Source organism: Dehalococcoidia bacterium, assembly GCA_028711995.1.
Classification (GTDB): Bacteria; Chloroflexota; Dehalococcoidia; order SZUA-161; family SpSt-899; genus JAQTRE01.
Map to the genome: position 1 here is coordinate 1 of JAQTRE010000007.1, position 20,870 is coordinate 20,870.

The 20,870-nt window shown below is 51.7% G+C and carries 20 protein-coding genes; 5 read left to right on the top strand and 15 right to left on the bottom strand.

What is annotated here, in order from left to right; all coding sequences use genetic code 11:
• Positions 1-169 precede the first annotated feature (169 nt).
• Together PHV74_02305 and PHV74_02310 are read right to left on the bottom strand one after the other, a co-directional pair.
• Entirely contained in the window at positions 170-1,135 is a 966-nt protein-coding gene (locus PHV74_02305) for a zf-HC2 domain-containing protein (protein MDD5093196.1), read from the bottom strand.
• Positions 1,132-1,446, bottom strand: a complete 315-nt coding sequence (locus PHV74_02310) for a sigma-70 family RNA polymerase sigma factor (GenBank protein ID MDD5093197.1) — start codon at positions 1,444-1,446, stop codon at positions 1,132-1,134. The genes PHV74_02305 and PHV74_02310 overlap by 4 nt, the downstream gene beginning before the upstream one ends.
• A 160-nt stretch (positions 1,447-1,606) precedes the next feature.
• Between PHV74_02310 and PHV74_02315 the strand changes: the two genes are divergently transcribed.
• Positions 1,607-1,873, top strand: coding sequence for a hypothetical protein (locus tag PHV74_02315; protein MDD5093198.1), 267 nt, complete (start codon positions 1,607-1,609; stop codon positions 1,871-1,873).
• A 26-nt stretch (positions 1,874-1,899) separates the two neighbouring features.
• Here PHV74_02315 and PHV74_02320 read toward each other — a convergent pair whose 3' ends face one another.
• The 6 genes from PHV74_02320 to PHV74_02345 all read right to left on the bottom strand — a co-directional run bounded on the left by PHV74_02320 (position 1,900) and on the right by PHV74_02345 (position 9,816).
• The gene (locus tag PHV74_02320) at positions 1,900-3,285 is read right to left on the bottom strand and encodes an ATP-binding protein (GenBank protein MDD5093199.1); all 1,386 of its coding nucleotides are present in this window, start codon (positions 3,283-3,285) and stop codon (positions 1,900-1,902) included.
• Positions 3,282-3,977, bottom strand: a complete 696-nt coding sequence (locus PHV74_02325) for a response regulator transcription factor (protein ID MDD5093200.1) — start codon at positions 3,975-3,977, stop codon at positions 3,282-3,284. Before PHV74_02325 ends, PHV74_02320 begins: the two co-directional genes overlap by 4 nt.
• Positions 3,978-4,083: 106 nt before the next feature.
• Positions 4,084-4,656, bottom strand: a complete 573-nt coding sequence (locus PHV74_02330) for a hypothetical protein (GenBank protein ID MDD5093201.1) — start codon at positions 4,654-4,656, stop codon at positions 4,084-4,086.
• Between the two features lie 87 nt (positions 4,657-4,743).
• Positions 4,744-5,571: a hypothetical protein gene (locus tag PHV74_02335; GenBank protein MDD5093202.1), complete on the bottom strand. Its 828-nt coding sequence runs from the start codon at positions 5,569-5,571 to the stop codon at positions 4,744-4,746.
• 13 nt (positions 5,572-5,584) lie between these two features.
• Positions 5,585-7,933: a hypothetical protein gene (locus PHV74_02340; GenBank protein MDD5093203.1), complete on the bottom strand. Its 2,349-nt coding sequence runs from the start codon at positions 7,931-7,933 to the stop codon at positions 5,585-5,587.
• A 530-nt stretch (positions 7,934-8,463) separates the two neighbouring features.
• Positions 8,464-9,816 carry a hypothetical protein gene (locus tag PHV74_02345; GenBank protein ID MDD5093204.1) on the bottom strand — a complete coding sequence of 451 codons (1,353 nt, stop codon included), beginning with the start codon at positions 9,814-9,816 and terminating at the stop codon, positions 8,464-8,466.
• A 290-nt stretch (positions 9,817-10,106) separates the two neighbouring features.
• Here PHV74_02345 and PHV74_02350 point away from each other — a divergent pair, with 290 nt between their 5' ends.
• The 3 genes from PHV74_02350 to PHV74_02360 all read left to right on the top strand — a co-directional run bounded on the left by PHV74_02350 (position 10,107) and on the right by PHV74_02360 (position 12,873).
• Positions 10,107-10,985, top strand: coding sequence for a leucine-rich repeat domain-containing protein (locus PHV74_02350; GenBank protein ID MDD5093205.1), 879 nt, complete (start codon positions 10,107-10,109; stop codon positions 10,983-10,985).
• Positions 10,986-11,023: 38 nt separating this feature from the next.
• A complete protein-coding gene (locus PHV74_02355) occupies positions 11,024-12,007 on the top strand; it encodes a leucine-rich repeat domain-containing protein (protein MDD5093206.1) in 984 nt (327 codons plus the stop codon).
• A gap of 221 nt (positions 12,008-12,228) precedes the next feature.
• Entirely contained in the window at positions 12,229-12,873 is a 645-nt protein-coding gene (locus PHV74_02360) for a hypothetical protein (GenBank protein ID MDD5093207.1), read from the top strand.
• Between the two features lie 158 nt (positions 12,874-13,031).
• On the opposite strand, the gene PHV74_02365 is transcribed toward PHV74_02360, so the two are convergent.
• Entirely contained in the window at positions 13,032-13,355 is a 324-nt protein-coding gene (locus PHV74_02365; protein ID MDD5093208.1) for a DUF5658 family protein, read from the bottom strand.
• Between the two features lie 239 nt (positions 13,356-13,594).
• On the opposite strand from PHV74_02365, the gene PHV74_02370 reads away from it, so the two are divergent.
• The gene (locus PHV74_02370) at positions 13,595-14,494 is read left to right on the top strand and encodes a prenyltransferase (protein MDD5093209.1); all 900 of its coding nucleotides are present in this window, start codon (positions 13,595-13,597) and stop codon (positions 14,492-14,494) included.
• Between the two features lie 164 nt (positions 14,495-14,658).
• On the opposite strand, the gene PHV74_02375 is transcribed toward PHV74_02370, so the two are convergent.
• The 6 genes from PHV74_02375 to PHV74_02400 all read right to left on the bottom strand — a co-directional run bounded on the left by PHV74_02375 (position 14,659) and on the right by PHV74_02400 (position 20,715).
• On the bottom strand, positions 14,659-15,270 hold the full coding sequence (locus PHV74_02375) for a ubiquinone/menaquinone biosynthesis methyltransferase (GenBank protein MDD5093210.1): 612 nt from the start codon (positions 15,268-15,270) through the stop codon (positions 14,659-14,661).
• 463 nt (positions 15,271-15,733) lie between these two features.
• Positions 15,734-16,657 (bottom strand): hypothetical protein, encoded by a 924-nt coding sequence (locus tag PHV74_02380; protein MDD5093211.1) that lies wholly within the window; start codon positions 16,655-16,657, stop codon positions 15,734-15,736.
• Between the two features lie 118 nt (positions 16,658-16,775).
• Entirely contained in the window at positions 16,776-17,264 is a 489-nt protein-coding gene (locus PHV74_02385; protein MDD5093212.1) for a hypothetical protein, read from the bottom strand.
• A gap of 168 nt (positions 17,265-17,432) precedes the next feature.
• Positions 17,433-17,963 (bottom strand): hypothetical protein, encoded by a 531-nt coding sequence (locus tag PHV74_02390; protein MDD5093213.1) that lies wholly within the window; start codon positions 17,961-17,963, stop codon positions 17,433-17,435.
• Positions 17,964-18,757: 794 nt separating this feature from the next.
• Positions 18,758-19,357 carry a hypothetical protein gene (locus PHV74_02395; protein MDD5093214.1) on the bottom strand — a complete coding sequence of 200 codons (600 nt, stop codon included), beginning with the start codon at positions 19,355-19,357 and terminating at the stop codon, positions 18,758-18,760.
• Positions 19,345-20,715 (bottom strand): hypothetical protein, encoded by a 1,371-nt coding sequence (locus tag PHV74_02400; GenBank protein ID MDD5093215.1) that lies wholly within the window; start codon positions 20,713-20,715, stop codon positions 19,345-19,347. Before PHV74_02400 ends, PHV74_02395 begins: the two co-directional genes overlap by 13 nt.
• Between the last annotated feature and the right edge of the window lie 155 nt (positions 20,716-20,870).

Below are 20,870 nucleotides of genomic sequence, written 5' to 3' on the forward strand. Positions count from 1 at the left end.
GTCTGCTTATGCCTGTGGTTCTCTCTGAACATCCCTTCACCTCAAGTCGAATAGCCTCAACTTGAGTCTATCGCATCCCAATATCAGCTTCAATACCAAGGCGCTACCTTTTTGCAGGAACGCCAAGGATCATCAAATATGTTCGTTGGCAGGAAAGCCAGGATTCAGGTCAAGCGAAGCTTGAACTGTAAAAGTGCCACGGGCTTGCCCGTGGGTATCTACTCACCTCCTCGGCAACTGTGACGGCCACAGCCGCTACAGACGAAGGTGTACCTCCATCCGAGTACGGCCCATACATTTCGGCCTCTTTCACCATTCCAGCATCGAGATCAACCTTGGCCGTCACCCGAGAAGGATCTCCCTCAAGATCGAACCTGACGATGGCCATCTTGGGTCCTGGAATCAGGGTAATCTCCCCGATTTCGGTGGCCACTGTCCCGGAAATGAAGATCGGGTAGACCTCAACACTCAGTATGGCGGCTTCGTCAATAGGAGGCTGAATCATGATTGAGGATTTGGCCAAATCGATGGCCCTCTCTTTTTCCGCATCCGTCAGTTCCGGCAGCTTGACCTCGCTGATGGCAACAACCGTTTTCGACTTCAGATCCACTTTGACAGCTATGGGTGGCCGCATCTCCGATGAGCAGACGACAATATTATTCTCCTCCACCACCTGAAGAACGGTTACTTCATCGCCCCCAAAAGCCGCTTGAACATCCGGGCTGTTCCGGGCGATCTCCGATGCCAGGGCCGTATTGTATCCCCCGGAGGAAGGCAGGATAAGGATCAGCGCAATTACCACTGCTACCAGCGCACTCCCGACGGCGATTCTCCACTTGGATTGGAAGATAAATTCTTGCGCCATTTTTACTCCTTTTGCTAATTTTGAATCTGCCTTGAAAACGCGACTATGATCTGATTCCTTTAGCCGTGACATCGTAGTTTTTCTGAGGTCCGAGAATTTCGGGATTTCCTTCAGGATAGCTAGCTGTTGCTTAACCTCGGTCCAAGCCGCAAGCGCTTGCCGACATCCGGCACAATTCGTCAGATGTCTATCCGCCAACCCTTGAATTTCCGGTGTCAACTCTCGATTGGCGTAGGCGGAGAGGAGTTCCTTCATCTCAGCGCATCTCATTCTCCGTTACCCCCCGAATTTGCTCCATAAGCCGCTCGAAATCTCTGGCTTCCCCTGGCCACTCGCTTGCGAACCGCTTCCTCGGAGATGCCCATAATCCGGGCGATTTCTGCGTACTTGAATCCTTCAACAAAGTGAAGCACCATGCAATTCCGCTGATCGTAAGGAACCTGTAACAAAGACTCTTCGATGGCCATTTGCTGTTCGACCCTCTCTGGAGCGGAATCCTTCGCCGGAATATCCTGTCTCCCATAATCGCTGAATGGGATAAATGAAATACGGCGCTTTCGGCGATAATACTGGCGCGGCATTATTGGTAGCAATCCGGTACAGCCATGCCTTGAACGAAATGGGTGAATTGAAACTGTCGATGCCGCGATATGCCTGGAAAAAGGTGTCCTGAGCGAGGTCCTGTGCCACACCGAAATCACCGCTCAACCGATATAGATAACGCACGATCGGCATTTGATAATGCTCCACGATTTCCTCAAACGCGTCGGTATTGCCCTGGCGTATCGATTCTATGATCCGGGCTTCATCCACGAACAGCGTCTCCTTTTCCCCACACTTACTATAATGCTTGGGGCCATCAAAACCGGACAAAACCGGCAATATTGCCTTGTGGGGTATCGGGTAAACGTAGGCAATCAGGCACCAAAGCGCCTCGCTATGATGTCAAGGGTCCCGCTCTCTCCAGCATCGAGAACTCAGCAGATGGTAGATCGCATAGCCTTCTAAAAGGACGAAGCGTATGGGCCTCAAACTTATGCTGCACAGAGAGGCAGCTTTACGATGAAAGTAGTCCCAACACCAACAGTGCTTTTTACCTCGATTTGGCCTTTGTGCAACCCTACGGCATAAGCGGCAATCGATAAGCCCAACCCGGCTCCGCCACTGTTCCTGGCCCGCGAACCATCCGCGCGGTAGAACCGCTCAAATATATGAGGCAAGTGTTCCGGTGCAATGCCTATGCCGCTGTCTTCTATGACGATCATTGCCCACTCTCCCTCCTCAGAAACATTTACTGCAACTTCTCCACCTGATCTGTTATAGCGGATTCCGTTCTCGAGGAGATTCTGGAAGACTCGTCTCAGCAGTCCCGAATCTCCTCGCGTCATCAGGCCATCACCGCTTGTGTTGCTGGTAAGTTTCAGGTTCACCGAATGCTGGTCTGCCAGCGGTTTAAGATCGAGCAGAGCTTCCTCAAGGAGCGGTTCAAGAACAATTGGGGTATCAGGAAGAAAGCGTTCCTCCGTTGCCAGCAGAAGAAGATCATCCACCAATCGCTGTAATCGAGTGAGTGCTCGTTCCAGCGTCAAACTCATCTCACGGTAATGCTCAGTTGTGGCATTGGGATCGGCGCCGACAACATTCAGGCTCGCGCGCAATGTGGCCAGGGGTGTCCGCAATTCGTGGGCTGCATCGGCAACGAACCGGCCCTGCTGTTCGAATGCAGACTCCAAGCGATTCAACATGGAGTCGAAGGAACCAGCCAATTGCTTGAGTTCATCCTCCGGGCCTTTCAGATTGAGGCGTGTATCGAGCGTTTGGGCGTTAATGCCTTGAGCCGCTTGAGCGAGTTTCTGTACCGGGCGGAGAGCCCGTCCGGCCAGCCAATAAGCGCCAAGCCCGCCGAGCAGCACAATTACTCCCAGCCCGATGAGTGAGATAACACGCATTTCATGAAAGACATCCTCTCGAACGGCTGAGGTTGAAACCCCAGTTATCCTTTCCACGGCAGAGGGCTGGAAGGTGATGGTATAGGATTGCGATTCTCCCACCTCATCGGGAGAAGAAGGAGAGGTCTGGTAAACCGCCTCTGAAGGGAAGGTAGTCCCCGAAGGGAAAGTGACAGTCACAGACTCTGGCGGAAGGGCAACGTCCTCTCCCTCTACTACCATGCTTGGTACAATTGATGAAGTTCCAAAAAGAATACCCATCCCCTCCGGGGCTTGAGCTGTCACCACTGTGACGGGTATCTGCCCTGTCATCACATGAGTTTTGGTCGTCGTGAACGGAGTCGCCACATTGACCAGAACCAATAATCCGATACTGATTGCCAGCAACAGCCCCGTCACCCAGAGCGCCAGCCGCACCCTCAAGGTAAGCCTTCTCTTTACTGATTTCAGGACGGAAGTACCTCGATTCATAATGTATCCTCCGTGAAAGAAGATGAGACAAGCCTGTATCCCTGCCCCACGATGGTTTCGATATATTCCGATGATGTTCCATTGCCGCTGAGCTTCCGCCGCAAAGAGTGAATGTGGACGCGTACCGAACCGGAGAAGGGATCGGCTTCAGCATCCCAGACATGCTCCAGTAATTTCTCCTGCGAAATGATTTCTCCGGGATGACGCATGAGGTATTCCATGATGCCGAATTCTTTACGGGTAAGCTCAAGCCGGCATTTATCATGCCAGACGATTTTGGACGCCGGATCAAGTTTAAGTTTTCCCAATTGAATAACGGTATCCCGCACTCGCAGGTCTCGCCGCAACAGCGCACGCACACGAGCAACAAGCTCGCCGAAATCAAAAGGCTTGGCCAGATAATCATCTGCCCCGATATCGAGTCCGGTAATCCTGTCAGCGGGATGACTGCGGGCGGTCACCATCAGAATCAGCAGATTGGGTCGGCTGATCCGCAATCGGCGGCAGATTTCCAAGCCATCCATTCCCGGCAAATTCAGATCCAGGATCAACAAATCATAGTCGTTGATGGCTGCATGTTCGTAGCCATGGTTGCCGTCAAAAACAGCGTCCACAGCATATCCTTGTTTCCGAAGTCCTTCGGCAAGGATATTGGCAAGATCGATCTCGTCCTCAATTATGAGTATTCGCAATCTGTCGCTCCGTTTCAACTCAGCAGAGGGTCTGAATCAGGGCCAACCTCTTAACCTCAAATCTCCCCGGTCTCCTGGCAAGAGAGACCAGGGAGAGACATGTCTGTCAATCGGCCCCAGCCCTGCTGGGTGTAGCTTCCGGATAGGGAGTGGCGGTGGGGCATGGTTCAGGGGTTGCTTCAAGGATTGAGAATGCTCGCTGGCCATCGCTTAACCCACAGGAATAGATACGGTCACCATAGGGGGTGACTGTGGGTTCCGGTGACATGCAAGGACAGATGCAATTATCAGGAAACTGAACCCTGATTTGACCCGTTTTTACATCTCCTGCTGCAGAACTCACGACAGTGACAGTAACGGCTTCATCTTCAGATGAGAGCGCCGAAACTTCTCCATCGACTACGCTGAAAGTGCAGATGCACCCGGAAGTAGCTGGCGATTCCAAGGGCTCTGACTCAGCATTCACCTGAGAATCCCATACGATCGAATCAGCCGGTAGCTGAGTGACACCAACTTCCTGGATATCGTCCGCCCCTGACTCTTCAATGGTAACCCCGTTTATTTCTACGGGACCCAGGTGATTCTTCTGCGAACCGTCAGCAAGAGCGACCGCCCCTGTGGCCGCTCCAACTACCATGACCAGACCGAGGCCAATGCCAAACACCTTCTTTTTGATCATCTTTTTCCTCCGTTTTTGTTACTTGACTGTACAGCCAAATATATTAAAACACAGAGGGAGTTAAGTCTCTGTTAAGATTTGAGCGGTTTACGGTGTTGTTTTTTCAGGGACCGGCGTGGGCACCATCAAATCATCCCAGGGCTTGGCGTCAGCCGGGGCCTCTATCGAGATTGGCGCATTGAAGTCATAATAGCGGATGAGCATGGTCGCATCGAACCATCGCTCTTCTTCATCTGCACGCCATGGGTCCAGTGATCTGGAGACGCTCCTCTCCTGGCGAACAATGTAATCGTCTGTCCCGATCCAGAGTTCTATGGTCTGTTCACTCCGGCGCATCTGGTCCATGTAGCGAAGCTGTTCCGCATTAAGTTCGCCTTGCTCTTTTTCGATATCGATTATCTGATCATCAACCACCAGATTCATATCGACTTCACCGGAGAAGTGAAGGCACTCGGTGCCGTCGATGGTTTCGTGTGTAAGTTCTCCCCAGTTGACCTTATCAACATAATCTGAGAACTCGCTTCTAACGAAAAGTCCTGGACCCGGTGGAGGGAACTCTATTGGGGATTCCTCTTCGCGGAATCCCCAATAGGCGTCGTCGCTGTCCCGGCTATAGACTATATTTCCGATTCTGATGTTTTCGCTTGTGCCGTCCTTATCGGTCGAGGTCTGGCGGTATTGATCCGGGGCCACAAACTCGATTTGAGATACATTGTTCTCCGCTTCACCATCAAAGGTCGACGAGGTGTCAAAAACAGCCCTATAGGATTGCACTGAGCTGCCAGATACCACCGCTTTTTCAATTATTGCTCCAGGGTCTGTCGTCTGTTCTTGTGACTCGCTTTCGCCGCAGCCAACAAGGGGTAGAATAGAGATTGTCATCAGAATCAGCAGAACGCAGATGTGAATTTTCATGAGATGCTCCTTTCTAGAACGGCATGGGACTTATTTCAATGACTCTCTTTTCGGCAAAATGCACGAAGATGTGAAGCGATTTCACTCGTGTTGCCGAATGATAAGTCTTTTCGGCGATCGTCCCGTCGTCGTTGTACCGGACGAACGGCCAGTCGTATTCGATGATGCACTCTTCCTTTAGTCTGATCTCCGGGCCTGCTCCCATGAACACACTGGACTCGCCGGGACCGGGTGAGTAGTAATACGGAATGACATTCCAGATTTCATATTCCCTGTTCTGCAACAAATCCTGTACGCGCGGATCAACGAGGGCGACCTGAATGGCGAACTCCTGTTGCTCTTGGCTCAAAGAGTAATTTCCGGTGGTATCTTCTCCGGTTGTCGGCAATGCCGAAGGCGGTAGAGCCATCGGCGCGAGGGCGACTGAGCTTTCGTCAAGATTGACATTGACGGATACATCGTTTAGCGGCTGGCTTATCCCTGCAAACTGCTTGGGTGCAAAGAATCGTATCTGGAGAGAGGCCTGTCCGTTGGAGCTAATAAAAATATCGGTGATGACATATTCCGAACCCTCGACAATGGCCTGGATGGTGGGATCGGCCAGTGCCATCCCCTTTGCTTCACTCTGCTTTTCCGGGTCTTCCCATGGAAGTTCAGGAAAAGGTCTCCTTTCTTTTTCATAAAGTTTCTCTTTAATCAGCCTGGAGAGGTTTTCGGGCATCGGTGTGACCTGCATCACCTTGGCCGATTCAAGGTCCACGGTGACGCTGAGCGCGCCGAAATCGATTTTGTAGGGATGGAGAAAATAAGTGACGATCACCTGTGCCGCCTTCTGAGCTGTTTCCGAGTAATGGGGATAGACATCCCAGACGGCATGATCGGTATCCTCAAGCAGCGACAAGACCTCCATATCGGTGATGGCAATCTCCACAGCCCGGTTCTTTTCCGCCTCCGTCAGCGGCGGCAGCACTTTTGAAGGGACGAGGGCATTGAGCGCATCCGGGATCTCGCGGCCAGCTATTATTGCTTCTATTGTCCGTATTGGCGGCGTCTCTTCTGTGGCCTCTAGTTCCTCGGCGCGGATGCCGACATGGATCGGATCGGCCCAGTAATCGTAGATAATGAGCTCATAGAGGCTGCCATTTTCAGTCGGACGATAAGAATAATCTCCGGGGCTGTTTTCCTTTTGAACCACCGGCTCGCCGGTGAGGGCATTACCAGGCCACTCGCGGGAGAGGGCTTTCAGGGTATCGCTCATCGATTCGGCATCGAGGCGCTCCGGGAAGACCCCGTGCGCATCCTTGAAAACACGTAGCAGTTGTTGCAATTCGCCCCCTGTATTCTGGATACTGCTGTATAACCCTTCGGCCTTTCTTTCGTACAGCACTTTTTCCGGTTTCTCGATGCGGATGTTCTCATCGTAGTTGATGCCGATGGCACCCGGGTATTTTTCCACTCCCAGAGAGGATTCCAGCCGCTGTTCCGTTTCTATCAGTCGCGGCAAGGCGCTTTCCTCGTCCACATAGATACGAAGCCCCATGCTTGAGATGTCTTTTGTTATACCGGAGATATACTCCTCTCCCCCATGGACGCTCACTTCGGCATTATCGAAATCGCACCCTCTCATGCCGAAGGCTTCTGCGATCTGGATGAACTCCGCTTTCAATTCCGTGGTGAGTTCGGTGGCATTCCTAACCTGAGCCTGGAAGTAGCAGCCTTGGGTGGAGTTCAGTTCGATATAGGTGTTTTCGCTGAGTATCGGCCCATCGGGTCTATCCAAGAATTCATATCCCAGCGACTCCACCAGCGCCATATCGGATTCTCCGTCGCCTGGAGGGCAATCAATGAAAACCCACATCGTTGTTGATGGCAGGTTGTCCTTTGCCCAGCCTTCAACATCCAGTTCGGCCTCAAAGACCCGGCACGGTTTTCCGTCGATCGTCTCGCTTCCCACCTCGACCGGACTCAGCGCGTGTTTCAGATACTTGTACGGATTGCTCAGCGCATAGTTGAAGTCGCCGCCGGTTCCCCAGACTTCCTCCCAATAGACGCCATCTTCTGAGACATATATATCGTTGCCAATGGCGATATTGTATGAGTAGATATCATAGGCATCTTCTTCATAATAAGAGAATCTGTCGGGGAGGACGAACTCGATTTGAGGCTCATCGGCAGGCCGGTCAAAAGATACCTCTTCCCCGGAGCCGACCTCGCTCCTGAAGATGCTGAAGCGGGGATTCTCCTCCATTGCTTTGATAGCGCTTGCCAAGGAAATATCTCTTCCTTCAGAGTCGTCACCGCATCCGGCGATGGGCAAGATCATCATCAAAAGCAAAGCCGTTAGGATCCATCTCAAATTCATTTTCTGTTCTCCTTCAGATCACATCATTCCCGGCCAAAAGGCCTGGCTAAAGTCGCATCGGCGAGCTCATGCCAGTGAATCTCCCCCAGCAGGAGCTGGGGGCTTCTTGGGTACACGGCTCTTGACCTTCGTCCAATCGCCGTGCGCCTTCGGCAGCCTATCCATCACCAGACCGGAGTCTGGTGTTTTGTCGGCAGAATAAGAACCACGGCTCATCCCAGCTCTTGGGCCTAGACGTCGTACAGAAGAGGTATACCACAAACAGAAGGTGAAAGCAATGATGCCAGGAGCGGAACACCAAGAGCCATCAAAAGCAGAAGAAGGTCGACAGGAGTAGAGAGGACATACCTGTGGGAAATATCTGCCGGATATCCAACCAATCCTCGCCGCATTCAGACGCACAATTGGTTGCGCCAGTTCATGTCGCAAATGAAGAACATGAACTTCTCGCCGATGACGTAGCCTGGCCTCAACATCGGGAAGCCGCTTGGAAACGGCTGTTCAACAACCTCGTCAGGGGGACCTTCATCTCATTTTTCAGGTACGTCGAGTACGTAGATGTATTGATTCGGCGCGCTATTATGTTGGACTTGCAAGTGGATGCCGAACATAGAATCAGGGTCGACTATGATTTCGCAAGGAGTCCATTCAAAAGCGATCCTGTCTCCGCTGGGGCTCCAACTGATATCTCCCAGGAAGCCGTCTTTGAGAGGCATCTGAATCAGATATCTGAACCTATCTACCCCCATTCCTCCGTCAGGTTCATGTTGAACATGCCCGATTTCCCACAGCTCCTGGGATAACTCGGCTGTGTTTTCAGAACCGGCCCTTAATCCCCAGGAGAAATAGGCTACCGACAAACCATCGGGATGCCATGCCAAAACGTCTTGGTTTTCATACTGCATCATCCAACCCGGAACACTCCGGTTGGTGATCACGTTTCGGTCAGTTCCATCGGGTCTGATTGTACAGATGTCTTGACCTCGATCCAGGCCGTTGCCCATAAAACCCCTCTCCATGCTAAAGTCATGTGAGGTAAAAACGATCTTCGAACCGTCGGGGCTCCACAACGGGTTGTCTTCGGCAATATCCGGCGTATTCGTCAGCCTGCTGAGGTTGCCCGTTTCGCTATCTATGAGCCAGAGATCAGGCTTTGGATTTTTCCCTTCCCCGAATTCCTCATAAGGAATCCATGCACATACCAGCTTCTGTTCATCCGGACTCCAGGAGGGCAGCCAGGAAGGCGTATCGGAATAGATGTATTTGAGCTCACCGCTCCGGATATCCCATATCGCAAGACGCGATATCCAAGGACGTGATGTGGGGTCTTCTAAAATCTGCAGAACAGCCAGTTTCGTTGAGGAGCTCCAGACAAGGTAATCATTGAGGGGCTTGGAATCGCCATTTCTCACGATTGTGACATCATCCAACCTCGCTACACTCTGAACATTTTCGTCATGAATGCCGACTGACAAAACCTCGATGCCATTGGCTCTATAGTCAGGGTTTTTCTTGTCCCGCTCGATCGGCCTTACGAACAGCACTTCATCACCGGCGGGTGAAAAGGCAGGATCGAAACCTTCCGCCAATTGGCGAACACTCCCCTGGTCCGCATCGGCAATGTAGATCCAGCCATCGCATTCAAAGACGATATTTGCACCGTCGGGGGACCAGACTGGATTCTCGCACCGCCCGTCTTGGTCAGTAAGCTTCAAGAGATCGCCTGTGTATGACCACGCGTCCGGATCAAGATCGGAACCGCCGATCATGTCGGAGAAAACCTCCACCACTGGTTTCGGCTCGCTGTCGATATAGACATGAAATGTCAGCACTGTTATGGCCAGAGATAGTATGGCTATTCCTGTGATCCATTTGGGATTCATCGGACACCCCGTTCCCAAAAAAGTTACTACCGAAGGCTTACACCATGCGGTAAACACAGTGTGGCACATCAGGCGCATTCAGTCATGGGTGGCAGCGCTCAAACCGTGTGAGGGATTGCATTTAACATATGCCCGTCGCCTGGGGAAACCCCTGAACTGGCGGTAGAACATTCAATCAGCACAGATTCCTTAGTCTGCGCTGAAGATAGGGTAAGCTTGCAGGCTTATTCGGTGCTGCCGCCAATGATATAAGGGCCAGGGCGTGATAATTTTGGAGTGGGGGTGAAATTATGAAGATCAGACGATCCGTTTGGGCAGGCAGCATCGGGATTATACTGGCGGCATTGGCGTTCGCGTCCGTCTCTTTTGCCCTTGAGAAAGATCAGTCGCTTATTCCCGATCCCAGGCTTCAAAGAGCGATTCTTTACTCATACGGGATGGAGACAGGGGAAAACTTGGGGGATATCTCCAAATCCAATCTGGCAAAGATCAGATACATTTGGGGCTCCAACGCAGGTATCACCGATCTCAGCGGACTGGAATACTGTGTCAATCTTGAGATGCTCATGCTCTCCAGAAACAATATCACCGATATTTCGCCGGTAGCGAGCCTCTCCAAGCTGACTTACCTCGATATCATCGGAAATGAGGTTACCGATATTTCTCCCATTGCCGATCTGAAGAACCTGACTCACTTTCAAGCTTGGGTGAATAATATCAGTGACCTTACCCCACTGGCCAACCTAACAGGTCTGACCGATCTGGCACTTCTGGAAAATAACGTTAGCGATATTTCGCCGCTGGCCGGGCTCACCAACTTGGAATCATTGTGTCTTCTGGGGAACCAGATCAGTGATATCTCTATCTTGGCAAACCTCACTAATTTGAAATATCTGAGTCTTAATGACAATAAGATCGGAGATATCTCAGCTCTGGCAAGCCTCACCAATTTGGAATCCCTGAGTCTTGAGGGTAATGAAATCAGCGATCTCTCGCCGCTATTATTGAATGACGGATTGGGGATCGAATATGCAAACGTTCCCGGTTCTGGGGATAAGCCAAGCCCTGATCCTGATACCGTGGATTTGACGGGCAATCCCTTGAACGGGATTTCGGTTGGTGTCTATATTCCTCAGCTTGAGGAAAGAGGCGTGGAAGTCACACGATAGCAGGCTGAAAACCTTTCTACAGATATGTGAGGTGAAGTATGGAAAAACTGGCCATAGTATTTCTGTCTTTAACATTTATCTTTGCCTTTGGTTCCGGTGCAGTTCTCTGGTGGGACAATACCAATAGAGTGACGTTGCCTGACTCCCGGATTGAGGACAGTGTCCGCCAGCAAATAGGAAAGTCCAGCGGACCTATCCACAAAAGCGACATCAGGAACATGACGGCGTTGTCCATTTTAGGAGACAAGGGGCCATCGCAGGAATACGGAGAGGTCTTAGACTTGACAGGGCTCGACCAATCTACCTCATTGAGGATACTGATAATCTGCGGCGCAAAAATTGATGACCTCTCCCCAATTTCAAGTCTCTCCCATCTTGAATCAGTAATGCTTCAAGATTGTGATATCACTGACCTCTCTCCGCTTTCGAATTTACCTGATTTGAATTACCTGTCCATATACGTCAGCCATGTGCACGATTTCTCCCCATTAAGCGCAATGACGGGATTGCAGGGACTTCACTTGGGAGAGACTGAAATCAGCGACCTCTCGTTTCTCTCTCACTTAACCCATCTCACCGAACTCAGCCTGTACGACAGTCAGATCAGCGACCTGTCTTCTTTATCAAACCTGGCCGATCTGGTGAGGATTGACCTTCGCAAGAATCAGATTAGCCATATCTTTCCTTTGGCAAATCTGACCAATCTGACAAGCCTTACAATAAGCGAAAATCAAATCAGCGACCTCTCTCCGCTTAAGAATCTGACCAGGCTTGAAAATCTTGACCTTTCAGATAATCAGATCAGCGACCTGAGGCCGCTGGCAGATATCGACAGTCTGGCATATCTCAACCTTATCGACAATGAGGTCAGCGACCTTTCACCGCTGCTGGAAAATGGGGGTCTGAAATACGATTCGACATCGGGAAACGGACTGCATATCGAGGGAAATCCGCTGAGTGATATTGCTGTTAACGAATTGATACCTCAACTCAGGCAAGCGGGCAAAGCTGTTTTCTGGTAATCGACCCGCTCTTTGGGATTCAAATGAGGCTCTAGTATGTTATCAGAATTGAAAAGAGCTTTTACATTCGCTTTTTATTGGCCGACCATCGCTAGGCCTACGAATCTTTCTAATTTTGGGTGATTTCCTCAGTGAAACTTGGGGCCTATTTACATGACTAAGATGAACTTATGCGGCAGACTACTATTGAGAAAGTCAATACTATCCAGTCAGGAGGGATCATGAACAATCTACGTAAATCGGTGATGGTTGTGATGGCGCTGCTTCTGTCAGCATTATTTATGGCTTCTTGTAGTGGTGATTCTACGGATGCGGATAGGTATTCTGGCGACGGATGGTACGACATAGGCTCGGTGTCTTTCAGAATACCTGAGGATCGGTCAGATAACCTACCTCCACCTGGTGGCGTCTGGGACAAATTCATGAACAGCCACAATGGACAAGGCTTAGTGAGTGTGACCGACTCCACAAAGTCAGCAGAGCTTACAATAGCTGTCTTAAGATTGCCAGCAAATGGAGATGTTGATTTCAACGCTCCAAGTCTGGATACTTATGTCGAATCGGCAGCAGAGATTCTGATGTCCATTCATAACTACTTGTATTCCGATGCCCGGGTGAAAACAGAGCTTTCAGGCCATTTGGCGTGTGAATACACCTATCACGGATCGAATTCAGGTCTCGACTTTGAGGGGCGATTTCTGGCAGTAGCAGGTAATGATGATCTGGTGATTCTCACATATGTCGCCCCGACAGAAAGATGGGACTACTTCGGCCCGATCTACGACGCCACAAAGAGCCACATTTGCTTCTCGACGAAGAAAAACGCCGACGGCACCTGGGAACCGTGTTTCGTCCAATATCTTTGAGAGCGTCGCCGAGTATGTTGCAGAAACCATCCTGAAGGACTCTGAATGAGATTTTGGCCGATATCTGTGCGTGTCAGCTTGAAGGAAAGGGAGGAAGATTGTTGTGGATCGGACTTACGAGTCTCTGGCGGGAGAGAGTTGAAGACTTCCGCAGGGTCTCATACTTCAATCCCGTGCGCTCGCATAACCATCAGATTGGCGACGACGACCACACTGAGTACAACCGCTAACGGTAGAAGCAGTCTTTCTCTTCGCTTCCATCTCAACGCCCACAACACGCACATGGCCATTACGATCTTCAAAAATAGGGTCGGCTCGATCCCGATTTTGTCGATGCTAAAGCAAAGGATGGAGTTAAATTCCACCAGCAGCGCATCCTGAGTCAAGGCCAAATAGGTAAGCACGGCATCCAACAGGTTTGCTGCCAGGAAGATGTCGGCCTTCAAGTCGCTTAGCATCAGTGGTCCCAGAATGAGATGCACAACACTCCTCTATAAACTTCGTGGTATCAGTCTTCGATCAACCAACCGGGCCCTGACTTATTCATAGCACGACAGGCTACGGCTAGCTATAGGCTAAAAGTACCGGCTTGTCTCGTTACTTCCACAGTCAAAAAGGCGGTATTCTATAGTGACTTGATATCTCATCGATGTGCTGATATGATACTTAGGCCGAAGGACGCTTGGCGCATTGCTTCAACATGGAGGTTTGAAAGATCAGAATGGCTAACGTAAAGATTTTGTTCGCAGAAACCAGACCTCAGTTCTTGTTGCTGACCCCAGTTTGCGTTTTCGCCGGGATTGCCGCCAGCCTTTACGATGGAAATGCCTTCCACGGTATGTCTTTTGTCTTGGCATTCATCGGAGCATTGTTCGCGCATATCACTGTGAATGTACTCAATGACTACTTCGACTATCAGAGTGGCGTAGACCTCAAAACGGAGCGCACGCCTTTCAGCGGCGGTAGCGGAATGTTGCCAGAGGGCATGCTCAAACCCAGTGATGTGCTTCTTCTGGGATTGGGGAGCCTTGCTGTTGTCATACTCATTGGGATTTATTTCATCGCCCAATACGGCTGGGCAATGCTGCCAATAGGGCTGGTCGGAGTACTGCTTATTTCCCTCTATACACCCATTTTTACCAGAATACCTGCCGCCAGCGAGGTTGCTGCCGGAGGGTTTGGTCTCCTGGTGCTGGGAACCTATTTCACTCAGGAAGGAACCTATAGCGCAGCCGCAGTGGTGAGCACAGTGGTGACGGGACTTTTGATCGCCAATCTGCTCCTCCTCAATGAGTTTCCAGATGCCGAGGCCGATAAAGTTGGAGGCCGAAAACACCTGCCGATAACCCTTGGACCGAGCGTAGCGGCCAAAATCTATTGCGGAATTGTTCTTTTGAGTTATGCGGTGATCATCGGTGGAGTGATTGCTGAAATTTTGCCGACGCCTGCGTTGCTTGGATTGCTGACGTTGCCATTGGGGATGAAGGCGATGAGAGGGGCAATCAAGAACTACAAGAAAATCGGAGAACTCGTTCCGTCACTGGGGATGAATGTGCTCGTGGTTCTTTTGACTCCTTTTCTCATGTCCGTTGGCGTGGTCATCGGGGCTGCGATTGATTAGCTAGAGGATACTGTTGGAAATCTGAGGGATTATTCCTCTCAGTGATTTGATGATCCACATCTACAGCGGAGCGATCCCCAATTGCTTTGGTTGCTTGGTGTATAGCAGAAGCACCCAGCATCAAACGCTCAAAAGTGACCTCAGAAAAGCCGGCCACGCGGATATTATCCGCAAGCTCCTCGGCGGTATAGAAAACGGCGCATGCTGCTTGACAGATAGGTGTAGGCAGCATTAGAGCCCGATATGAGCCATCCCAAAGGTCTTACGGCTAACCTCACGTAGACATGGAATAACCATCGTATGACCTTCGATGTGGGCTGGCTCGTCTCCAGAATAACCAACCTTCCTCCCGGCCTCAGCACACGGTTGAACTCGGCAAAACACCTCAACAGGTTGTCTCTGCTGCTGTTCAGGTTCCGAGTAGCAAAAGCTATCGTCACCGCATCAAAGGAGTTATCCTGGAAAGGTAAATGACGGACATCTGCCAAGGTAAAATCGACGCCCTTCAACTCGGGCTTCTGCATGGCCTTGCTCATCATCGGAAGGGAGAAATCAGCCACTATTATTTTGGTATTCTCCTGGGCAAGATGACAAAGGCAGGCAGCCATCTCTCCCGTGCCGCCGCATGCATCAAGCCACATACTTCCACCCCCTGAGGCAGCCGCTTTCGCCGCTTTTTTACGCCAGCAAATGTCCTGCCCGAAGGTGATAAGGTGATTGATGAGTTCATAGTTCGGCGGGATGTCGACAAAAAGGTTCTGAATGCTTTCGCTCACTGGCCCTCCATTAGTCTAGTGATACGTGGTGAATTTCTTGGCCATGCCTCAAACGGGGATCATCTTGGATATATCGTACTCTCCTGAGGACAATTGAATCAATCCATATGTCCGACGCTATGAGATCAGCCCAAGACAGCGTCTGCTGTTTTAGTGGCCTACAGGGATTTCGCCCCAAGGGCATCACCTGAAACCTTCGGACTCAGTTCCGAACGAGCCTCAGCAGCGCACACAGAGAACCAAGCATCCAGCGAGCGACTCAAGAACCATGTCGTATCTTGCGGTAAGTTTTCGGCTTGTCATGAAAGGAAAACCCGAGTATTTAGCCACTGACGGTTACAGTCTTAAAATGAAACATAAGTATAGAATGTCTCCTCACAGCAAAAGGAAACATTATCTCACCGTTTCCTGCCGGCCTCTAAACGCTTGACAGGTGTTGTGATCAGCCACTGCCCTTGTTGCATCAGTGCTTCGACGAGTCTTGTCCCTCATGATGTCCGTTGAGACGAATGGGTCGCGGTATCTGCCAGACGCTGCCTTGACGAAAGGCTCCTACTATCTCCCCGCGACGGCAACACTGTCGCACGGTTACGGGACTCAAATGCAACTCTCGAGCCGCCTCGATCACCGTGGACAGCCCGGGATCTCTGGGAGGCTTTTCCGGGAAACGGGGAGGCGGCACCGGACGAGGGATAAGCCACCTTCCCCTTTGCTTGAAGGCCCCGGCAAGGATCCCGCGCTGGCAATAGCCCTGGACCGTTATCGGGGACACGCCCAGTTCTCGGGCAGCCTGGTGAAGATCAGCATAATCGGTTCCGGGGACCGGTCCGTCCGCTTCCCACAGGGTCTTGGCCTTGGCCCTTACAGCTATGGCGACATTGTTGGCCTGGGAGCCGTTCAGGCGGAGCAGTTCCGCCACCTCCTCAACGCGAAACCCCTTCAGGCGCAGTTCCAGGAAAGCAGCTTGCCGGGGGTTCAGACGCTCCTGCAACTGGGCGTACATCAGCTCCGTGACCACCATGTCTTCAACAGGAGAGCTATGGCCGTCTCCCCAGCGGGGATGGTGGCGGCGTCCGCCGACTCCCTCACTCTCATCCAGGATGGCATCGAGGCTCACCGTCCGCCAGTGCTTCCGGCGGTCCTTCTGATAGAGCTTGTTCACCGACGATCCTCGAGATCGATAGTCGAGCGGCACCCTTCTGAGAGCGGCAATGAGGTAGTCGCGAGGGGCATCCGGACGCTGGCGCAGGACAAGGTAGAGCTTCAAAGCCATCTCCTGCAGCATATCCTCTCGATGTGCAGGGCAGTCTTCCGACCAGTGACAGGCGATGCGGTTCATCACCGGCTGAAGCTCCTCGAACCAGTAGTGGAAAATAGATTCTGTCATGTGTGGCCCCCTCTTGTGGGTGATGAGGGATAAACGAAGGAAGAGCCCCCACCCTTATGGGTGGGGGCTCTTCCTTCGTCTTCCTTTGTGTATGGGAAAATCCCGTAGTTATCCGGGTTTACTTATGTGTCCAGTAGTCGTCGACCGCCGACTGGCAGAGACGGTTGACCATCTCGCCATCGGTCTTGATTTGGGCTCGCCTGAGCTTTTTTCTCTTGTTGCGACTCAGCTTTCGTGAAGGTAAGTCCACATGCAAGCGAGTGTAAGCGCTGGGAATCCTGATTCGGGCTACTCTCTTGAACGTCAGAGTGCTGATACCGAACCCTTCCGGGTAATAGGGCGACCTGTCAACCATGAACTGCTCACGGGTTATGGGGTCGAACCGCCGTTTCCATCCGGTCCGGTCTGGTATCCAGTGAAGCTGCTCTTGCTCAAGTCGAAGCTGTTCGGCACGCTCAGCTCGATCATCCTCTTGCCATTCGGAGATCAGCTTATTGGTGTTGTTGCGGTAGTGGTGTTCGCAGCAGTAGCACGCTGCCTTGGTCTTGTCGCCGTCGTCATCGAGGACATCGCTCAACTTGAGCTTGAGAAACCCGTTCAGAAACATGTTCAGGTAAAGGGCTTCCGGCGGTTTGTAACCAAGGGTTCAAGCCCCTTGTGACCGAATGGCGATATCGACCAGCACCTGTTGTCTTTGAGGGGTAGCCCATAGCGGGAATGCCATGAGTCACCATCCTTCGATTCTAGGGCTTGATAGCAGGGGCTTCAGGGGTTATCAGGCTGTGGTCTTTTCCAGTTCTTGTCCCGTGGCGTCACCTTCAGCGTTCCTAAGGGCATCGCTGGTTGCCTTTTCCATCGCTTCAGCCAGTTTAGCCTTCTTGGCAGCTTCGATAACAGCCATCTGGATATCGAGATTGTCCCTCTCGATGACAGGTCGACCAGCTTCTTGGCACGCTTCCACTTCTGCTCTATAGGCGTTCGGTTCGCTTTTCTGAACATCAGATGCGAAGTTCAGCATCTGAAAGACCATGTTCTCACGAGCAAACCGGATGTGCTGGTTTAGTTCCCCATTGACTCGGATAACCGGCCGGCCATTATTGGAGAACTTAGGCGTGCCATCCATATTGCGCTGGAGTCTCAAAGGCGCACCAAGGGATTCCTTCGAGATATTGGTATCGCCTTGCACGTTGCTGGCTGTAAAGAACGGCAACCAGACCGTCTCAAGGTCGATACTCCATACCTTACGTCCGGCGGACTGTTTGGGCACGGGTTTCAGTATCTGCTTCACATAAGCGGGGGTTTTCATGCGTTTCACCTCACAAAATTAGTTTGTTTAGTGAAGCCCCTGCTATGAAGCCCTAGAATCCGAGCTTTTCAATCGCCTTTAGGGAATCTGTCTTGTCAATCCCGTCTATCCCTACAGGAATAGTCTACTGGGACGATTCTTCACCTGCTTGTTGTCAACGGGTTGACTATGAGGGTAGTGTCCTGAATCCGTTCAGCGTCGCGAAGGGGCTACCACTATCGCTTAGTATGACCGTCATAACCTAGCCTAGTGACTGTTTCACCAGAGAGGTCAAGCTCCAGCTATTGAGTGTTGGCACGCTTTGCCGTTTTCACGGTGGCGAGCTTGCGCTATCATTCAGCTTGACGGTTCATTTGAGTCCCTACATTAGTTCGAGACTCGACTAGCCTAGCCTACGGGTGACTAACCCGATTCTAGCCATATAAGGATCAATCCATATAGCGGGCTATCGGCAAGATTCAGTTTTTCAGGTTCAAAAAACAATTTGCTTGACTCAAGTATGAAACAAAAAGGTCTTTCGTTCACTAACAGAAAGAACCTATATTTTCATCACACGGGCAGCAGGGATAATCCGAATCACCAAAAACAGTGAAATCCATATGGCGCATGGCGACTGCCGAAAACGGGGGCAAGGAGTATGGCAAAAGCTATGGTTTGATGGGCTGACGGGGGGGGATTTCGTAGCCAAGGGAAAAGGGTTTCTTGGTCCTCCGGTAGGTTACTGCTTGCCGGTGGTTTCCTTTTTGACGGCTGAAGCTAGAACTGGCCTCTTGTTGGCGCAGCGGCCAAGACAGCTAGCAGAGTGTGGACAGAGGACCGGCAAAAGGGAGGTTCAGGCTACCATTGAGCACCTTCCCCTTCAATTGGTCCAATGCACCCAGGAAACTTTCGAGCGTCATCAGCCGGTACCCCTGCTTCTCTATTGAAGCCACGATCTCCGATTCCGGCCTTTCTTGTTTGCGCGCATATCCTGAAACAGAGATAACACGGACATCATCGGGTATACCGGCAGCCCCCACTGCTACCATCACCTTCCCAAAGGGCTCTTCCCGGCGAAACTCATCCGTGCATAGTTTTGCTCCTAATGAAAGCGGGTGCTCACGGGTGTGAAATGCGGCCCCTATCAGGCTGCCGATGGCGAATCCCATCACACCGCTGATGAGCGTTCCCTGGGTGAAACCTGAGGAGGCAGCGGACTCCATCTGCCTGGCATGGGCTATTTCCTGTGTCACCCTGACTCGAAGAACCTCCAGGCGTCGAACCTGATCCTGTCGGTGAAGACTCTGCGCTTCATGGGCAAAGGTCTTCTGAAGAACGCCCAGACCTTCGATCTGCTCCCTCACTTGACAGCACAACGTTTCCAGTTGCTCCCGGCAGGCAGTTATATCTTCCATTGTTCTACCTCTCTGAGAGCTCCGGTCACCTGAGCTTTCAGTCCGTATGGCATTGAAACAACTCCCTGATTCTGCGCCACCCAATTGCTAAAACCGCGCAGCACCATGGTTAATAATACCCTCGCATCGCTAGCAACGATGTGGCCGCCCTCTTTGACCAAGCTGATCAGAGTTCGGACCCACCGATTGGCTTCAACAGCAGCATCTAATTTTCCCATCTCTTTTCCCAACTCAAGCGACTCATCTCTCAGTCTTCGGATTTCCAGTAAGGCCTCACCGACTCCCTTGCCCAGGTCTTTCTTCAGCCCGGCGGCAGCATCGGCGGCAATCCTGTTAAACCTCAGCATCTCTTGCTGAAGGTGTTCCCGCTCGTCTGCCATGGTCGCATGTAAGCTTGCCTGCTGCTTACGTAGTTCCTGCAGCGCGGATTGGAGCGCGGTACGCTCAATTTGAGCCCTGGCGACATCCCGAGCGATCTCGTCGAGTCTATGTCGCCTTGCCTTCACCAGAGATTCCAATCCCAGCCCCGCATCCAGATTCTCAAGCTCGTGAAGGAGCCGATCCCGCAGGGCTCCGGGGGTGATACCATGTCGATGGGAAACCGCCGCAAGCCTTTGCACCCACCCTGAGAGGTCATCCACTGATAACCCCAACCCTGCCAGTAGCTTGATCTCTTTACGGGCCACCCCCAGACGCTCATCAGCGGCTTGAGCCTTTTGTTCCAGATCTGTAGTCCGCCCAGACAGCTCTGCCTCGCGTTTTTCCTTCCGGATAACCTCCTTGCGTAAGGGATCGCGGCATTTTTCCAGCCCTGATACTTCCTTGACCAAAGATTGCCGCCGCCTTTCAAGGTCATTAAGCTGCCTCTGACATCCATCAAGCTCTTGAGCGAGTGTTTGCAGGCGTTCAACCTCTTTTTCCAGAGAGCGTACTTTCTCCGCCAATGCCTCGGCAGTCAGGCCGGTTCTTCCACGGAGTTCGTCCAAGTAAAGCGCCGCTTTCACGAAGGCCTGTGTGGAGGTCTCATCCGGGGTCAACTGCCGGCATACCGCTGCCCAATGATCGATGTCGCCCGGCTCTATGCCCAGCTCCTGAAGATGAGAGAGAACGGTTATACCCACTACAGCCTGTACGGGGCTTATCTTCGATCGCTGCAAATTTGATGCCAGTTCCCGTAGCTGTTCGATCTGTTCAGACGGTTCATGCACCCCCGGTATTTGCCCCGCTTTCAAGGCGCTCACCACGCCGGCAACGCTGCCCTTGGCCACACCAGCACGTTTAGCGATCTCGTCGTAGGGAAGGCCGAGGAGATAAAGCCGGACGATGTTCACGTGTTTCTTTTCGGATAGCTTTTGCACTTACTTGTACCTCCCCGTTTTAAACTTTGTTTGGAGTATATCCCCCGACCTCATATGAACATCAAGAACGACCATTTGACCGCTGACTTGAACCCATTTGAACGGAGATATGAACACCCGGTGACCTATTTCAACACACTTAGTCCACGGCATTT